Here is a 16,783-nt window from a genome sequence, read left to right as displayed (position 1 = left end):
TCCGTTCAGTCCCGGGACTGAACCGTCGGCAATTGCCGACGGATATCTATATCGTACAAGTAGGGGATACCGTCCGTAAAGTGCTGATAAAGTAGCTTTTTGACACACCGCTCCTACGAGGGTAGTCATATTGGTTCGAATCCGGAAATAATTGAAATATCAATGCAGGGTAAGGGTAGAATCAAAATCAGCCAGGTTGTTATGTGTTCAAACAACCTGGCTGATGAATTATTTTATGGTTAATAAGAAACTACAATTCCTTGATCTCTTTTACTGACAATTCAGTAAACTCAGCGATCGTTTCAATAGCGACTCCTTGCTTTTTCATTTTTGCTGCGATAAAACGCTGTTTTTTCGCCTCACCTAGCTCTATGCCTTCTGCCTTACCTATCTTTATCCCTTTTTCCTTAGCCTTTTCCACTGCATATTCCGTCGTAGCATGCCAGTCGCGGTAGATCTTCAGGTTCTCTTCGTAGACGGCACGCTCATGATCGCTCATGGCATTGAGGTTCGCCACGTCGAGCAAGCGTCTGAAAGCATCCTCTTTCTCCTTGAATGGAGACATATCAAATAAATTCATATTCTTCAATATATAAACCGTATTTTCAAGAGGAGTCTTACATTCCTCTTTCGTTAGATTGAACAAGTCGAACGACAGATAAATCTGTTTCAGTTTGACTTCGCCAAAAGTTTTACCCGTTGCCTCGTCAGCCAGGATTACATCTGTTCGCCAGTTATGTAATTCCGGCAGGCTAAAATTCAACAGGTAGATACCATAGACAGGAAGCAGGCTATATTGCCAGTCCCGTCCGGTCTTTCCCTGACGGGAGACCATTCGACAAAGATAATAGAATCCGCGGTTAAAGAAATAACGTTGCGGGCAATTCTGCATCTCCAAAATAAATTTACTACCGTCTACATCTTCGCAAAGGAGATCGAAGATCACCGTACGTTGTTCTACTACTTCCGGTTGGATTTCTTTATCGAGATAAGTCAGGTCTTTGACTTGTCGCTCACCCAAGAGGGCGGCATTGATAAAATCAATGGCTACTTGCTTTACTCCGAAGACAGTTTTAAAGCCCTCATCAAGCATGATATTCACGTATCTTTCCATATGTTAATGGTTTTAATGGTCTGTTATCCAATAGCGGGTAACGGGGCAAAGATAGTCGTTTTTTATTTATTGCAATGGCGGGATATGCTTTTTTTCATGGCATGAAATGATTTTCAGGTGGCAGGTGGACTTCGCATTCGGAGATAGAAATAATTGAACTATCCATTTATAGCGTCGGGAGTAACTTTTCCCCTCTTGAGAGGGGGCAGGGGGTGTGTTATAGTATCGGCATATAACTGGCTTTAACACACCCCTTATCCCCTCTCAAGAGGGGAAAGGGTTACCATCAGTCGCCATAAACAGACACTATAAAATAGCTCAATTTTGACAAAATTCGTACATTTGCCGGCAGTAAACGATATTGAATATGCCTATTATAAAACGGATTCTGATTTGGTGCAGGAATATCTTTCTGTTTCTTTTTATATCCAGCATCCTGGCGGTGGTGGCGTATAAGTTCGTCCCTGTTTATTATACGCCGTTGATGCTGACGCGGTTGTACGATCAGTACAAGGGAGGGAAACCCTTCAAGCTGGAACATAAATGGGTTCCTTTGTCGCAGATAGCACAACCGTTGGTACAGGCGGTTGTCGCTTCGGAGGATAATTTGTTTCTCGATCATAACGGTTTTGATATTGAACAGATACAGAAAGCACGCGACGAGGCGGAAAAGGGAAAACGCGTACGCGGCGCCAGCACTATCTCCCAGCAGACAGCCAAGAATGTATTCCTTCTTCCTGCCAAAAGCTATATAAGGAAAGGGATCGAAGCCTACTTCACCCTCTTGATCGAGTGGATATGGGGGAAAGAAAGGATCATGGAGGTCTATCTGAACTCCATCGAGATGGGCGACGGTATTTATGGAGCAGAAGCGGTTGCCAAGGCCCATTTTAAGAAGCAGGCTTCCCGGCTAAATCGCGAGGAGGCTGCGTTGATCGCTGCATCTTTGCCGAATCCCAGGAAATTCAATTCTGGTAAACCTTCTCCCTATATGTTGAAACGACAGGGACAAATCCTTTCCCTGATGGGTAAGTTGTTGAAGATACAGATGGGTTACGGAGCCGGTGAGATCGATAATACGAACGGAAAAATAAAAAAAAGAAAGAAATGGAGAGCTTCACTTTTCACGACCTCGGACGCATTGATTATGCAGATGCGCTAAAGGTTCAGACAGATGCTTTTGAAACCTTGCTTCAGGCAAAGAAGGAGGGAGGCAGCGAAGAAAATAAGTTGTTCTTCTGCGAACATCAACCCGTGCTGACGATCGGAAAGAGCGGGAAAGATGCCAATCTCCTGATACCGGAACAACTGTTGCAGCAGCGTGGCGTCTCTTTCTACCATATCAACCGGGGAGGGGATATTACCTATCACGGTCCCGGGCAGATAACCGGTTACCCGGTCTTCGACCTGGAATATTGGCAGTTGGGACTCAAACTGTATATCCATCGGCTGGAAGAGGTCATTATCCGTTTCCTCGCCCTTTACGGGATACGCGGAGAACGTCTCGACGGTGCTACCGGCGTATGGATCGATCCGGATGTAAAAGGACGTGCCCGCAAGATCTGTGCGATCGGAGTAAAGAGCAGCCGGTTCGTTACTATGCATGGATTTGCTCTGAATATCAATACAGACTTGAGTTATTTCTCCCTGATTAATCCTTGCGGGTTTACGGATAAAGGAGTGACTTCGCTGGAAAAAGAACTGGGTGGAAAGCAGGATTTCGAACTTGCTAAAACACGGCTTCATTCATTGTTCTCAGAACTATTTCCCTGATGGAGTACAAGATACATTTTGCCCCTTTGCAAGGCTATACGGATGCCGTGTACCGGGAAGTGCATGCACTGGTATTCGGTGGAGTGGAAGCCTACTATACCCCTTTCGTGCGGGTGGAGAAAGACGGTTTCCGGAACAAGGATCTCCGGGATATAACGCCCGGCAGGAATGTAGCTACTCCGGTCGTTCCCCAGTTGATAGCGGCCACGCCTAACGAATTCCGGCGTCTGGTAACTTTATTTCTCAAACAAGGATACCGGCAGGCAGATATCAATATGGGGTGCCCTTTCCCGATGCAGGCACGTCTTCACCGGGGAGCAGGTATCCTGCCGCATACGGGAGATGCTGCCGCCCTTTTGCAGACAGTCCGTGAATTTCCGGAAATGAATTTCTCAGTCAAGCTCCGGTTAGGATGGGATTCACCGGACGAAGTCTTTGCTTTGCTACCCTTTATCGATTCGTTGCCGCTTACACATGTGACTCTGCATCCCCGGATAGGGCGGCAACAGTACAAAGGGCATGTGGATATGGACAGCTTTACCCGTTTCTACGAAGCATGTGCACACCCGCTTTTCTATAACGGCGATCTGAACTGTCCGGCCGATATCGACCGGATCATTCGCTTGTATCCCCGGTTGAGCGGGGTGATGTTGGGACGCGGCTTATTGTCTTCCCCCTGGCTGGCGAAGGAATATATGGCAGGAAAGGAGCTGCCGGACACGGAAAAGAAAGCCGGACTGTTCCGTTTTCATACACTTTTATTTGAGAAATACAGCGCCATACTTGAAGGCGGAGAGCACCAGGTGCTTGCCAAAATGAAAACTCTTTGGGATTACCTCTTACCGGACGCAGAAAAACGTTTGCGGAAGAAAATACTTAAAAGCAACCAGTTATCTACTTATCAGCAGGCGGTAAAGGAGTTGTTACAGCCGTAGTATCCGCCTTTGCCGGCGAGATGGTGTCAGCCGGAGCAAGCGGTACGATCGGCAGCAGTTTTTTACGTCGGCGGAAGAATTCGGAAATATTACTGAAGTCTTTCCTGAACATGACACCTACCCCCTGGGTCGTTAAGGCCCGGTTCAGATACTTATACATATCATTGGCATGGTTGTAAGCTTTCAGACGGATTTCTCCGCTTGGGGTCAGCTTATACTCCAGGTCGAATTCACCGACGAAGTCGTTCTTCCCCTGGTTCATATTATTTCTGTATCCGAAACTACCGTTGAATAACAGGCGATTGTCTAGTAATTGGCTGGATAGCAACATTTCCACTTCCGTATCTTGTATGCCGTCATCGCTGGTGCGGATGTTCGTACCGATCTGTACCTTGTCCGTCAAGCTGTTGAGTATGCTCGACAGTTGGGAGGAGATGGCGGAAGAAGCCACGGCGCTAAATTCGCTCGAACGGTAGGCGTTCTGGCTGTATTCAGGGGTGTAGAATTTGTTCAGCACCAAGAGGTAGATAATTTGGCGCGTCATCATGTCTTCCGTATCGACCAACGCTTTCATCTGACGTTCTATTTCTTCGTTTGAACCGGGAAGTTCCAGGTCGAACGAGATAGCTGGGCTGCGTAACATGCCGTCGAGGTTAAGTACGCAGTTGACGGGTATGTTGGTTCGCGGACTTTCCAGTGCTAGGTTTTCATCCAGGTCGCGCAGGTTGGCAGTTACATTATAAATGGCATTTATTTGCATCGTGGCATTGAACGGGTCGCCCCGGAAGTCGATGGAGCTGCCTTCACGTATCTTAAAGTCCTTATGGATGATCTGTTGCAAGCTGAAATTATAGTTACCCTTGATGATGCCCATGTTTCCATACATGCGTAAATCAGTCTTTGTCCCATATTCTATCTGCATGCTTCCGCTGCAATTACCGGTGATCTTATCTCCGGCAATTGGATCCATGATCAGCTCGATATTGGCATCAGGTGTAATATCGAGCAGGAAGTTCATACGCATTTCAGCACCTTCTTCTTCGTTGGTGGCAGCCATTTTCAGGGAATCAGGCGAGATTGTCCCGTTGGCAATCGATTCCTTTAACTGTTTCTTATCGACGAATGTGATAAAATCATATTCGGCAGCCGTTGTATTGTTTATGAAGTCGAGCGTGATGGCCGTTTTGGGATCGTTTCGCATATTGATGTCGAAGTTGATCAGCTTGTCATTTCCTTTGATCGACGCCGATCCGCTACCGAAGACTGTTCCGTAAATCAACGGATTTTGCTTACGGGTCGCATTAAACACCAACATATTGTTTGTCTTGACATTCACGTCGAAACTGACATCTTTGAAATGATTGTGATAGACACTCATGTTGACGATACCCGAATTACCGAACTCGTCATGGACGGTCAGGTTCCGCATATTGATGGAACCGGCATCCAGATGGATGGAGTCGGAGAAGGTATAATACGTATTCGTATATTCGATGCCCAGCCCGCCGTCCAGCACATACGCATCTCCCTCGACAGTCAGCGACTTGAACGGACCGTGCAGGTGGACGTTTCCGAAACCCCGTCCTTTCATATTCTTAGCCACCTTTTCCACAAAGGGGTGGAGGAATCCCAAATTGATATCGTTGGCTCCGAAGAATAAGGACAACCCGGCATTCTGTCCTACCGGGAAGATGTAACCGCTTACGTCGGTCCATGTCGTATCGTTCTTATAGATACTGCCGAGCATCAGGATACCCTTTTGCTCATCGTCCCATTCGCTGAAAAGGTTCAGCCTGCCCAGCGGTGTCTGGTTGAATGAGAAGTCTTTTATCTCCAGATCGGTGTTCAGCATACGACTGCCGTACAGGTCGCTTATATTAAATGTACCTGTCGCTTTCCCGGCAAATTGCAATACCGGGATATTCAGTATATCGAAAATGTATTTGAGTTCGACCTGTTTCAGGTCCATCAAAAGCGTATCTGATGGATTTTTGGAGATGTTTCCGTCCAGCAGCAACGATTGTTTCTCATTGCCTACCCGGAATTTACGGATACCTATCTGCCCGTCGGAAATTACAATATTCGAGGGATGGATGGTCCACAAAGAATCGTTCAGCACCAGTTGGCTCTCCTTGACGGAAATATCGGTTCGCAGGGTAGAAGGCCTCTTTTCCTGTTCTTTTTCCGTGAAGAGGGCAGACGCCGACAGCTCGGCACGGAACACCTTTTCCTTATTGTTCGCCCAGCCGATCAGCGTATTGATCCGGTTGTCGCGGGCATCCGCTTTCAGGTCGAGGTAGTTACGAAGTCCTTTCAGGTTGTAGTTGGTTGCCCTCAGTTGCAGGTTGATATTATCCTGCGGGTTGTCGCAAGTCAGGTAACCGGATTCGAACAGGGAGTTTCCCAGTTTGAATTTAGGGAGGAAAGCCTCGATGCGGAATTTATTATACAAGTTATTGTAGTGTCCGGTGATGCGTGCCTGGTTGACCATCGTCACCGGCAGTTTGAGTGTTTCGGATATCTTTTCCGTATTCTCCACTGTCAGCAACAGCGAGAAATTGTTTTCTTCTACTTCTTTTTTCTTCTGCGTCGCATTGATCAGTGCCGGGATATATCCTTTGAAAGTGTTCATAAAACTCGGTACGATCGTGGTAAAGGAGTATGCACCGGTAACCTCTCCGTTCAGGATATCGGACGAGATAGTCAGATGGCGGTCCAGTGAATGTCCGGATGCCGTTACCTGGAATTTTTTCAGGAAGAAGCTGCTTGGAGCCGTCAGGAACGAAAGGCTGTCTATCGTGATATTACCTTCCAGGTTATCGATATTATTCCCCGTAAAATCGGCATTCAGGGATAGCGAGATATCCGGCGATTCATATTTGTCGATCAGGTTGAGGCTGTCGGGACGAAAATGTTCCAGATTGGCGGTGAAGTTGAACATAGAGTTCTTCCCCTCGTGGCGGAACATACCCTGGGCATGCAACTTCCCGTTCGGGTCGTTCACCTGTACCATGCCGTCGAAGCTGTTCTTTTTGAAATTTCCGGACAGCTGGATATCCTCGTACTTGTATTTTTTGAACTCGAACTCATTGATGTTCGCTTTAATATTTCCGAAGAAACTGCTGTTGTTGTAGCGTTTGGCATCCAGCGAGATGCTCAGGCGGGTGTTCCCGTAAGGATTACCATCGTTGAACAGCTCGTTCAGATGCAGGCCGGAGGTAGAAATATGTCCTTTCAGGTATGCCGCAACATTGTTTTCTTTGTCTGTACCGAATATCATGTCGGTCTGCACCGAACCGATCGCCGAAGAGAACTTTCCGAACGCCACCAGGTTATCGAAGAAGCCGGATATCTCTCCGGTAAAATTGATCGTACCCAACCTGACGATAGGATCGGGCAGCACGACCGGCTTCTTGTTGAAATTGTTTACCAGGCCCGCCAGTCCGTCGGTCGTGATATACATCTTGTTTACCTGTCCGAAGATATAGGCATCTTCCGGATGGCTGATCCCTTTCAGGTCCATTTTTCCGATAAACAGCATCTTGTCGCTGTAACGGATTGTCAGCCGTTGCAGGTTGATATTGTTGACGGAGCCGGACGCTTCTGCCGATAATTCGATGGTCTCGGTGAAGTTGCTGAAAGCCGGGACGAAAGGAGAGAGGTCTTTCAGACAGATTTGCGACGGGGAAATATTCAATTCTAACGGGGCATGGTTCAGCAGCTCGGAAGCGTTCTTCACTTCCTGCATGTCGATCTTTGCCCGGCTGATTTTCAAATCCGTTTCCGGTAGTTTTATTTCGAAATTGTTGATGAAAGCACTGTCGCGGTTGCTGATAACGTTCATCGACAGTTTATTCAACGTAAGGCCGGAAGCCTCGTCGAAGCTCATCTTTTTGATGTTGGCGTTCAGACTGTCCTTGTTGAAGGCCTTCATGGAAATCTTCGCACTCAGGTTTTTGATAGCTACATGCCTGGCGTTGAATTTTCCTGGCGTTTCGGCCTCGCTTTGCACGTCGTACCGGAAGTTTCCCCGACGGATCAGGATCGAGTTGAAACGCAGGTCGATATTCGGATTCTTCTTGATCGTGTCCCTGCTGGCAAAAGCATCCAGCACGAACTGGAGATTGAGCGGACTTTCGGGTGTCTTCTTTTTGAGATTGACGGAAAAACCGAATAGCCGCACGGTAGTGAAAACGAATTTTCCTTTAAACAACGGAAGAACTTCAAAGCCCGCCGCCACATGATTGGCTTCGAATAATGTCTGACCTTCCTGATCTTCGAGGTATAAGTTGTCGAGGACCAAACGGTTGAACCATTCGATATTCACATTTCCTATCTTTACGGGCACACCGAGATGGCCGGATAATTCGGTCGATGCAATGTCGGAAACCTGATGTTGGATGTAGGGTATCTTCAACAAGATAAAGGGCATCGCATAGAATATCCAGAACAAAACAAGTAGGGTAATGATTATGTATTTGAGTCCTCTGATATCTTTACTATATTTTAAACGCAAATCTACAACAATATCGCGATAGAATTCATTAAATTTGCACAAAAAAACGAGAGAAGAGTATGAGTGTAACAATATTGGGGATAGAATCATCCTGTGATGATACTTCCTCTTCCGTAATACGCGACGGCGTGATGCTGTCGAATGTGATAGCCAGTCAGGCGGTTCACGAAGCATATGGTGGCGTGGTTCCCGAGCTGGCTTCGCGTGCCCACCAGCAGAATATCATCCCGGTGGTGGCAGAGGCTATCAAGCGTGCAGGCATCGATAAGTCGGAACTGAGCGCCGTTGCCTTCACACGCGGGCCGGGGTTGATGGGATCCCTGCTGGTCGGAACCTCCTTTGCTAAAGGGTTTGCGGCATCTTTGGACATCCCGATGATCGAGATCAACCATTTGCAGGCGCATGTACTGGCTCACTTTATCAAGGAAACGCCGGAAGACGATCATGCTCCCTCGTTCCCGTTCCTGTGTTTGCTGGTGTCGGGCGGTAACTCGCAGATCATCAAAGTAAATGCTTATAACGACATGGAGGTGATAGGGCAGACGATAGACGACGCAGCGGGCGAAGCCTTCGATAAATGTGCGAAGGTAATGGGACTGGGTTATCCGGGTGGTCCGGTGGTGAACCGCTTGGCCAACGAAGGAAATTCGAAAGCCTTTACTTTCAGCAAACCGCATATTCCGGGATACGATTATAGCTTCAGCGGGCTGAAGACTTCTTTCCTCTACACCTTGAGGGATAAACTACAGGAAGATCCGGACTTCATCGAAAATAATAAACGTGACCTTTGTGCCTCCCTTCAGTCGACAGTGATCGATATCCTGATGGATAAGTTGCGCAAGGCAGCGAAAGACCTGAATATAAAAGAGGTGGCGGTGGCCGGAGGTGTTTCGGCAAACTCCGGTTTGCGTGATGCCTTCCTCGACCATGCGAAGCGGTATGGCTGGAAAGTGCATATCCCGAAGTTTGCGTTTACAACAGACAACGCGGCGATGGTTGCCATCACCGGTTATTATAAATTCCTCGATAAGGATTTTTGTCCGATGGACGCTGTTCCGTTCTCACGGGTAGTTATCTGATTATCAGGTGTAATTACGGTATAGAAAAAAGCATGCATCCTCTTTTTTAAAAGGGTGCATGCTATTTACAAAAAGGGTGCATGCTATTTTGGAAAAGGATGCATCCTATTTTTCAGAAGATAATATCGAATTATGGCAGAGAATAAAGTCTTAGGTGAACGGGTAGGCGACGTCTTACGTTCACGGAAACTGACGATGGGGACGGCGGAAAGCTGCACGGGTGGCCGGATAGCCAATATGATCACGCTGGTGGCAGGTAGCTCCGATTATTTTGTCGGGGGAGTTGTCTCTTACAGCAACGAAGTGAAACAGCATGTATTGGGTGTTTCGGAAGAAAGTCTTCGCCAATATGGGGCCGTCAGTCGCGAAGTGGTGGAACAGATGGCGCAGGGAGCGATCCGTACCCTCGGATGCGACTGTGCTGTAGCGACTTCCGGTGTTGCAGGACCCGGCGGAGGAACCCCGGAAAAACCGGTCGGCACGGTTTGGATCGCCGCAGCCCTGAAAGGCGAAGTCGTCTCACATTGTTTTCATTTCGGAACGGTCAGGGCGGAAAATATACAGGCGGCGGCGGATGCTGCGTTGACCCTGTTATTGGACTTGTTACAAAAACAGCATGGATAAATTCATAGAACAACAGCGGGCGGTTTATCCCATGTCCGACGAAGCGATCCGGTTGCTGGTCGACGAGATGGAGGAGGTGGCTTTCTCGAAAGGAGAACTTTCGACGAGGGAAGGCGACCGCGACCCGTTTGTCTGGTTCGTCAAAGAGGGATTGGTCCGGGCATATGTCGAACTGGACACGAAAGATGTCACCTTATGGTTTGCCAGCGACGGCGAAATGATCAATTTCGTTTACCGCGACATCTCGGTCTATAACGTGGAGATGGTGGAGGATACCGTCCTGTTCCGCATCCCTGCCACGAAACTGGAAAAACTTTTCGAACAGTCGCACGATATCGCTATCTGGGGATTGAAGCTGCTCGACTATTACCTGAGGGAATATGAGAACTATTTTATCAACGACAGTTGGAGTGATGCCCGTGAGCAATACGAGAGTCTGATGCATTCGCGTCCGGACTTGTTCCAGCGAGTGCCGTTGAAACATATTGCTTCCTACCTGCAAATCACGCCGCAATCGTTGAGTCGTATCCGTTCCTCTTCTAAATAAAAAGAGCAGACCGAAATTATCTTATGGTAATTTTTCTCTGAAAAGACCTCCTTATCTTTGTAGCCGGAACCAAAAGCAAGTTGATTTATGAGTAATGAAAAAGCTCTCTTCCGCCAGGAAAGAGAGAGGTTATTGTTGACAGGTGAGATTCCCCGGTTATTTACAAAGTATGCACTTCCCGGCGTGGCGGGACTATTATTTCTGGGTATCCAGTCCGTGATCGACGGGATTGTGCTCGGACGGTTTGTGGGTGCTAATGCGCTGGCTAGTGTGAATCTGATCTTACCGTGTTATAGTTTGATCTCGGCGTTTGCCATCGTGATGGGCATCGGGGGACAGACGATTGTCAGTATCAGTCTGGGAAAAGGTGATAAGCAGGAAGCAAACAACGCGTTGCGTTCGGTATTCCTATTCCTGATTGCCATGTCTTTGGCGGTGAGCCTGTTGATCTATTTATTTGCGGGGGAGATCGCTTCTTTCCTGGGGGCGAATGCAGTGTTGCAGGGGGATGCCGTAGGATATATCCGGGCATTGGTCCCTTTCTTCCCGTTTTTGTGTACGATGTTCTTCGGCGACTATATCATTAAGGCGATGGGGCATCCCTTGTATGCGACTTCGGTCATGGGGACGACCGTGATCCTGAATATTATTCTCGACCTCGTGTTCGTTGCCGTATTGGGTTGGGGCGTGGTGGGAGCCGGACTGGCGACCGGTATTGCCTTTACGATCGGTGCTTGCCTGAATGTGCCCCGGTTGTTTTCGCGTCACGAAGTCGTTGCCGTCCAACGTGGACGCTACAATTGGCGGCTGGTATGGAATGCTTTCTATAACGGGTCGTCGGAGGGTATGTCTGAACTGTCGGTGGCAATTACCGTTTTCCTCTTCAATATCACGATGATGAAGTATCTGGGTGAAAGTGGGGTGGCGGCGTTTACGGCAATCAATTATATCCTGTTTATCGGAACCACCATATTCCTGGGGATATCGGATGGTATCATACCTATTATAGGATATAACTACGGGGCGAAGAAGCAGGAACGTATCAAGTCGATCCTGGGACTTGCCGTGCGGGTTAATTCCGCGATCGGGATCGGTTTGTTCCTGGTATTGTTATTGTTCGGCGAACAGATTATCGGATTGTTTTTCAACGATCACAGCAACGAGGCCTTTGCTATTGCGTCGCGAGGTGTCTCGATCTATTGCTTTGCCTTTTTGTTGTGTGGTCTGAATATCCTGGCATCCAGCTATTTTACGGCTATCGGGAATGCGAAGATTTCGATCATTATATCAGCTTTGAGAGGACTCATATTCGTAGGAATCGGCATACTTGTCCTCCCCGCTGTATTCGGTATCGACGCCATCTGGTATGATATACCGATCGCTGAGATTTGCACGTTGTCAGTCTCTTACTGGCTGGTGCGTAGGTCGTTGAGGAAATAAGGTTGACATACTGGCAGCCTACTCTTCTCCGGTCTTTTCATTCTCTTTTTTGTCTTGTTGCAAAGACTGAATATTTTTGGCATTAAGAGGGGTGACAACTGGCTGTCCTGTCTTTTCCTCCAGCTCCAACCTGGCGTTGCGTGCTACTGTAGCTCCTTGTCGGGCTACTTCCGAGTGCTCATCGAAAGAGTCCGGACCTATGGCTTCCGAGATCTCTTTCGTTGAAAGCTCTGCAAGCATGTTTAGAACTAATTCTTTGTTAGTCATGTTATCACGCAGGTTCTCTTTCTTTAGGTTCTTGAATTGTTTGTATTCTTTTGCCGTTTTTCCCGCCCATGTCTTATAAATAATATCTGTAAGAGTAGCGAACTGTACGCCTTCTTCCAGGCCGTGACGTTTCCATTCATCGGTCAGGTCTTTACGTATCTCGATACTTTTAAGACGTTGGTTGATCCAATTGTCGGAATAGCCCAAACGTTTGTAATCGGTCATAGCCTGCTCGATGGATAATTCCGGGTCTTGCATCTGGTCAAGCCGCTCTTTTGCTACCTGAGCCATCCAGAGTTTAAACGGCTCTGCCTTAGGCGAAGGGACAGACTGGATCAGGCGGAAAAGTTGCTCGGTGGTGGCTACGTCGGTTAGACGCATTTTGCCATCTGTGGCGGGCAGCTTCAAAGCGTTACAATTTGTAACGGTTTCATTTCCCTCGTCTAATAGCCTTTTTTTCAACACTCGCCAGTATGTTGATGGATTTTTACTATCCGTCAATACGGCAATTACGTCCACTATGGAAAAATACCATTCTTCTGTTTCGCTATCCCATACGGTGCGTACTTTTTTTTCTTCAAAGATTTTGATTGCATTCTGTTGTGTCATAACTTACTGTCTTTATATCTGTTGCTTTAATCCTCGGCTATTGTTTTAGCAATTAACTGATATCCTTTCTCGTTCGGATGCAGGCCATCGTTGAAAAGCGATTCGTCGATCTTACCGGTGGGCAGGAGCAAGGTGGTTCCGGCATCGCTGAACAGGCAGTTTTCCTCGTTCGCCATTGTGCGGATTTGCCGGTTGATGTTTTTCACCCAATCCTCGTGTTCCCGGCGGGGAAGGATACCGATCACTTTGACCGTCGCTTTCGGTTGGCGGTTACGGATAGCTGTGATGAGGAAACGCAGACCTTCTACAATATCTTTGTCCGGGCTGATTCCCATATTGTTCGTTCCGATCATCAGGACAACTTTATCCGTTTCATATCCATCCAACTCACCGTGGTAGATGCGCCAAAGTACGTTTTCTATGCGGTCGTAACCGTATCCCAGATTCTGGAATCCGGCCGGTTCCATGATCTTCTTCCAGCTTTTCGCGCCGTTGCTTCTCGGTCCTGCCGGTTCTCCTCCCCAGAAATGAGTGATCGAGTTGCCGAGGATGACGGCTTTGGGCGGGTTTTGCTCGATATGCTTCAATATGTCGCGGTGGCGGGTCTGCCATTCGTAATTGTTCGGTTCGCGACGTTGGGTGACAGGCTGGGTCGTCGGGCGGTCTCCTACCGGCAGCCGGAGGATGTCGCGTACTTTCTTTTCAACGGCTGTGGCCTGGTAGGTGGCTCCGAGGTCGGAAGGGTGTACATAGTCAACCCAAGCATCGGGCGGAAAGTTCAGCTCTTCATGTGTCAGGTAATACAGGTCTTTGACACCGGCTTGCAACAAGGCTTCGTATCCTTTGCGCGAAGCGGCGTTCAGGCGGGTATATAATTCGTATTGTCCTCGGTTGCTGGGAGCGTTGCTGTATCCGGCATGTTCTACCAGGAGGATGGGAGCGTTTCGTTTTTCCCGGATTTGTTTGACGGCGGCAATTACCAGGGCGGTTACTTCTTCATTGGTTTTTTGTGTGAAGTTGGGCAGGCAATCCAGGATGTAGAGGCGGGCATCCTGCTCAACGATGTAGTTCAGGACTGCTTTTTCGAGTTGCCCGTTGCCTGAAAATCCCAGATTGATCAACGGATAGTCCAGCGAACGTTGCAGGATGTTCGCCCACGCCATAGCCGGACGTGAAGAGCAAGCGCCCTGTGCGATGGAAGTTCCGTAAAGGACAACCGGCTTCTCCGGCGATTGGGGAATGAAAGTCAGTTCGGTGCCTTCCGGTGTGCCGATCTCCATCCACTTGATACTATTATATAAAGGTAAGTAGAGTCTGTATTCAAACCCGCGGTTATGGAACTTGTCTTGTCCCAGGTTCGTATAGCTGTATCGGATCGTATCTCCGAATGAGTAGTTACCGAAACAGAAACTCCACTTGCCCTCGCTGTCGATGCTGTACAGGTCGAGACCCGATACGCCGGTCGATTGCATGTGCGGCATAGCATACCCACCGCTTACCTGGTAACGTACGGTTATCTGGGGGGAGTTGCAATAAAAATGAATAGCCAGTCCGGCAGAGTTGCGGGAAAGGTTCCAAACCGGTTCCCTGACTTCGGCCTTTGCCCGGTCGGGTAGGCGTACATAGGTCTGTCCGATCTCATCAGGCCAGCCCTGGTTCTGAATTACGGGAAAACTTGCCTCCATCGGATTCTGCCATTTCCATTCTGCCCCGGCAGAGAGGCATACCATACATAGAATAAAGATACTCAACAGTCTTTTCATAGGTCGATCTATTTGTTTACAATGCTTTTTGATACAATATTGACAAAGATAATACAATATTAGAATTTTTGTTTTCGTTTATTCGTGTATATTTGCCTCAGTTAAAAACAAAAATTCAGATACGATGAAAGCACAAGTATTGCTTACTTTCCTGTTGTTGGGAAGCATGCCTTTATTGGCTCAGAAAAGTTATCAGTTGCAGTCGCCCGACAGGAAACTGCACACTGTTGTGACGGTTGGAGATAATGTAGAGTTCTCGTTGAACCATGACGGGACGGAGGTGCTGGCTCCTTCTGCCATATCCATGACCTTACAGACCGGCGAAGTGTTGGGAGGTAACAGTCCTAAAGTTTCGAAAGTGACGAAAGGTTCCGTCGATAAGTCGATCCCGTCGCCATTTTATAAGAAATCGGAAGTAAGCGATATATATAATGAGATGACGATCGCTTTCCGTGGCGATTACAGTATCGTGTTCCGCCTGTATAACGACGGTATGGCCTATCGTTTCGTGACGAAGAAAAAAGGAGATATGATCGTGAAAGATGAAGAAGCATCCTACAACTTCTCTACCGACCACAAGACCTTCGCTGCTTATGTGAACAGCACCAAGCCGACTTTCGAAGAACAGTTCTCCAATTCATTCGAGCAACCTTATTATAATGAACCGATCACCAAACTGAACGACAAGCGCCTGATGATCCTGCCGTTTTTGGTCGATCTCGGAAATGGAAAGAAGGTTTGTATCACAGAGGCCGACCTCGAAAGCTATCCGGGTATGTTCCTGAATAACACGACAGACAAGCCTTCCCTGAAATCAGTCCATGCCCCGTATCCGAAGGTGAAACAGCAAGGCGGACATAACCAATTGCAGATGCTGGTCAAGGAACGCGAGAATTATATAGCCAAGACAAAAGGAAACCGTTCTTTCCCCTGGCGTGTGTTCGTTGTTTCGGAAAATGACAAGCAGTTGGCGGATTGCGATATGGTATATCGCCTGGCGGCTCCCTCTCGTATAAAGGATATCTCCTGGATCAAACCGGGTAAGGTAGCTTGGGATTGGTGGAACGACTGGAATATTTCCGGAGTCGATTTCCGTGCCGGTATCAATAACGAAACGTATAAATATTATATCGATTTTGCGGCCGACCATGACATCGAATATGTGATCCTCGATGAAGGATGGGCTGTAAACCTGAAAGCAGATTTATTGCAGGTGATCCCGGAAATCGACTTGAAGGAGATTGTATCGTATGCAAAATCGAAGAATGTGGATATTATCCTGTGGGCCGGTTACTATGCCTTCGACCGGGATATGGAAAATGTGGTGAAACATTACGCCGATATGGGAGTGAAAGGTTTCAAGGTTGACTTTATGGATCGCGATGATCAGGAAATAATTGACTTCTTGTATCGTTCGGCGGAGACTTGTGCCCGTTATAATATGTTGGTCGACTTCCACGGGATCTGTAAACCGACCGGGTTGCAGCGTACCTATCCGAACGTGATCAATTATGAGGGTGTGAACGGACTGGAGCAAATGAAGTGGTCGCCTGAATCGTACGATATGGTTACTTACGATGTGACTTTCCCGTTCATTCGTATGCTGGCCGGTCCGGTCGATTATACCCAGGGGGCTATGCGCAATGCGATCCGTCAGAACTACCGTCCGGTCAATTCCGAACCTATGAGCCAGGGAACACGTTGCCGCCAGTTGGCTACTTATGTGATCTTCGAATCGCCTCTGAATATGTTGTGCGACAATCCGACGAATTATATGCGTGAAAAGGAATGTACGGAATTTATAGCAGCTATTCCCACCGTATGGGAAGCAACCCAGGTGCTCGATGCAAAAGTGTCCGAATATATAGCAATAGCTCGCAAACAGGGCGACAACTGGTACGTAGGTGCCCTCACCAACTGGGAACCGCGTGAGCTGGAGCTGGATCTTTCTTTCCTGGGTGACGGCGATTACAAGCTGGAACTTTTCAAGGATGGTATCAATGCCGATCGTGCTGCCTGCGATTACAAAAAAGAAATCATCCCCGTCCCGGCTGATCGTAAGCTGAAGATCAAGATGGCTCCGGGCGGAGGGTATGCGGCCAAAATCTGTAAATAA

12 protein-coding genes are annotated in these 16,783 nt (G+C 47.9%); 8 read left to right on the top strand and 4 right to left on the bottom strand.

The features are described from left to right. Nucleotides 1-250: 250 nt before the first annotated feature. The gene (locus DXD68_RS04730) at nucleotides 251-1,114 is read right to left on the bottom strand and encodes an Rpn family recombination-promoting nuclease/putative transposase (protein ID WP_122360466.1); all 864 of its coding nucleotides are present in this window, start codon (nucleotides 1,112-1,114) and stop codon (nucleotides 251-253) included. Between the two features lie 367 nt (nucleotides 1,115-1,481). Between DXD68_RS04730 and mtgA the strand changes: the two genes are divergently transcribed. The 3 genes from mtgA to DXD68_RS04715 are packed head-to-tail and all read left to right on the top strand — an operon-like array spanning nucleotide 1,482 to nucleotide 3,822. After that, nucleotides 1,482-2,276, top strand: coding sequence for a monofunctional biosynthetic peptidoglycan transglycosylase (gene mtgA / locus DXD68_RS04725; protein ID WP_122360465.1), 795 nt, complete (start codon nucleotides 1,482-1,484; stop codon nucleotides 2,274-2,276). After that, nucleotides 2,222-2,887, top strand: a complete 666-nt coding sequence (lipB, locus tag DXD68_RS04720) for a lipoyl(octanoyl) transferase LipB (protein ID WP_122360464.1) — start codon at nucleotides 2,222-2,224, stop codon at nucleotides 2,885-2,887. The genes mtgA and lipB overlap by 55 nt, the downstream gene beginning before the upstream one ends. Beyond that, nucleotides 2,887-3,822, top strand: a complete 936-nt coding sequence (locus tag DXD68_RS04715; protein ID WP_122360463.1) for a tRNA-dihydrouridine synthase family protein — start codon at nucleotides 2,887-2,889, stop codon at nucleotides 3,820-3,822. The genes lipB and DXD68_RS04715 overlap by 1 nt, the downstream gene beginning before the upstream one ends. Here DXD68_RS04715 and DXD68_RS04710 read toward each other — a convergent pair. Continuing rightward, entirely contained in the window at nucleotides 3,782-8,254 is a 4,473-nt protein-coding gene (locus tag DXD68_RS04710) for a translocation/assembly module TamB domain-containing protein (RefSeq protein ID WP_199715410.1), read from the bottom strand. The two genes, DXD68_RS04715 and DXD68_RS04710, sit on opposite strands and share 41 nt — an antisense overlap. A gap of 143 nt (nucleotides 8,255-8,397) precedes the next feature. On the opposite strand from DXD68_RS04710, the gene tsaD reads away from it, so the two are divergent. The 4 genes from tsaD to DXD68_RS04690 all read left to right on the top strand — a co-directional run bounded on the left by tsaD (nucleotide 8,398) and on the right by DXD68_RS04690 (nucleotide 12,028). After that, nucleotides 8,398-9,417 (top strand): tRNA (adenosine(37)-N6)-threonylcarbamoyltransferase complex transferase subunit TsaD, encoded by a 1,020-nt coding sequence (gene tsaD / locus DXD68_RS04705; protein ID WP_122360462.1) that lies wholly within the window; start codon nucleotides 8,398-8,400, stop codon nucleotides 9,415-9,417. 132 nt (nucleotides 9,418-9,549) lie between these two features. Beyond that, nucleotides 9,550-10,041, top strand: a complete 492-nt coding sequence (locus DXD68_RS04700) for a CinA family protein (protein WP_122360461.1) — start codon at nucleotides 9,550-9,552, stop codon at nucleotides 10,039-10,041. After that, on the top strand, nucleotides 10,034-10,588 hold the full coding sequence (locus DXD68_RS04695; RefSeq protein WP_122360460.1) for a Crp/Fnr family transcriptional regulator: 555 nt from the start codon (nucleotides 10,034-10,036) through the stop codon (nucleotides 10,586-10,588). The genes DXD68_RS04700 and DXD68_RS04695 overlap by 8 nt, the downstream gene beginning before the upstream one ends. An 87-nt stretch (nucleotides 10,589-10,675) precedes the next feature. Continuing rightward, a complete protein-coding gene (locus tag DXD68_RS04690) occupies nucleotides 10,676-12,028 on the top strand; it encodes an MATE family efflux transporter (RefSeq protein ID WP_122360459.1) in 1,353 nt (450 codons plus the stop codon). Nucleotides 12,029-12,046: 18 nt separating this feature from the next. Here the strand turns inward: DXD68_RS04690 and DXD68_RS04685 are convergent, their stop codons facing one another. Together DXD68_RS04685 and DXD68_RS04680 are read right to left on the bottom strand one after the other, a co-directional pair. After that, the gene (locus tag DXD68_RS04685) at nucleotides 12,047-12,904 is read right to left on the bottom strand and encodes a Bro-N domain-containing protein (RefSeq protein ID WP_122360458.1); all 858 of its coding nucleotides are present in this window, start codon (nucleotides 12,902-12,904) and stop codon (nucleotides 12,047-12,049) included. Nucleotides 12,905-12,930: 26 nt separating this feature from the next. Further along, nucleotides 12,931-14,667: an SGNH/GDSL hydrolase family protein gene (locus tag DXD68_RS04680; protein WP_122360457.1), complete on the bottom strand. Its 1,737-nt coding sequence runs from the start codon at nucleotides 14,665-14,667 to the stop codon at nucleotides 12,931-12,933. Nucleotides 14,668-14,791: 124 nt separating this feature from the next. Here DXD68_RS04680 and DXD68_RS04675 point away from each other — a divergent pair, with 124 nt between their 5' ends. After that, nucleotides 14,792-16,783 carry a glycoside hydrolase family 97 protein gene (locus tag DXD68_RS04675; protein ID WP_122360456.1) on the top strand — a complete coding sequence of 664 codons (1,992 nt, stop codon included), beginning with the start codon at nucleotides 14,792-14,794 and terminating at the stop codon, nucleotides 16,781-16,783.

The organism is Parabacteroides sp. TM07-1AC (assembly GCF_003480915.1).
GTDB lineage: Bacteria > Bacteroidota > Bacteroidia > Bacteroidales > Tannerellaceae > Parabacteroides > Parabacteroides chongii.
The sequence above is the reverse complement of the archived record's forward strand: the minus strand, read 5'-3'. Positions and strand labels throughout refer to the sequence as shown.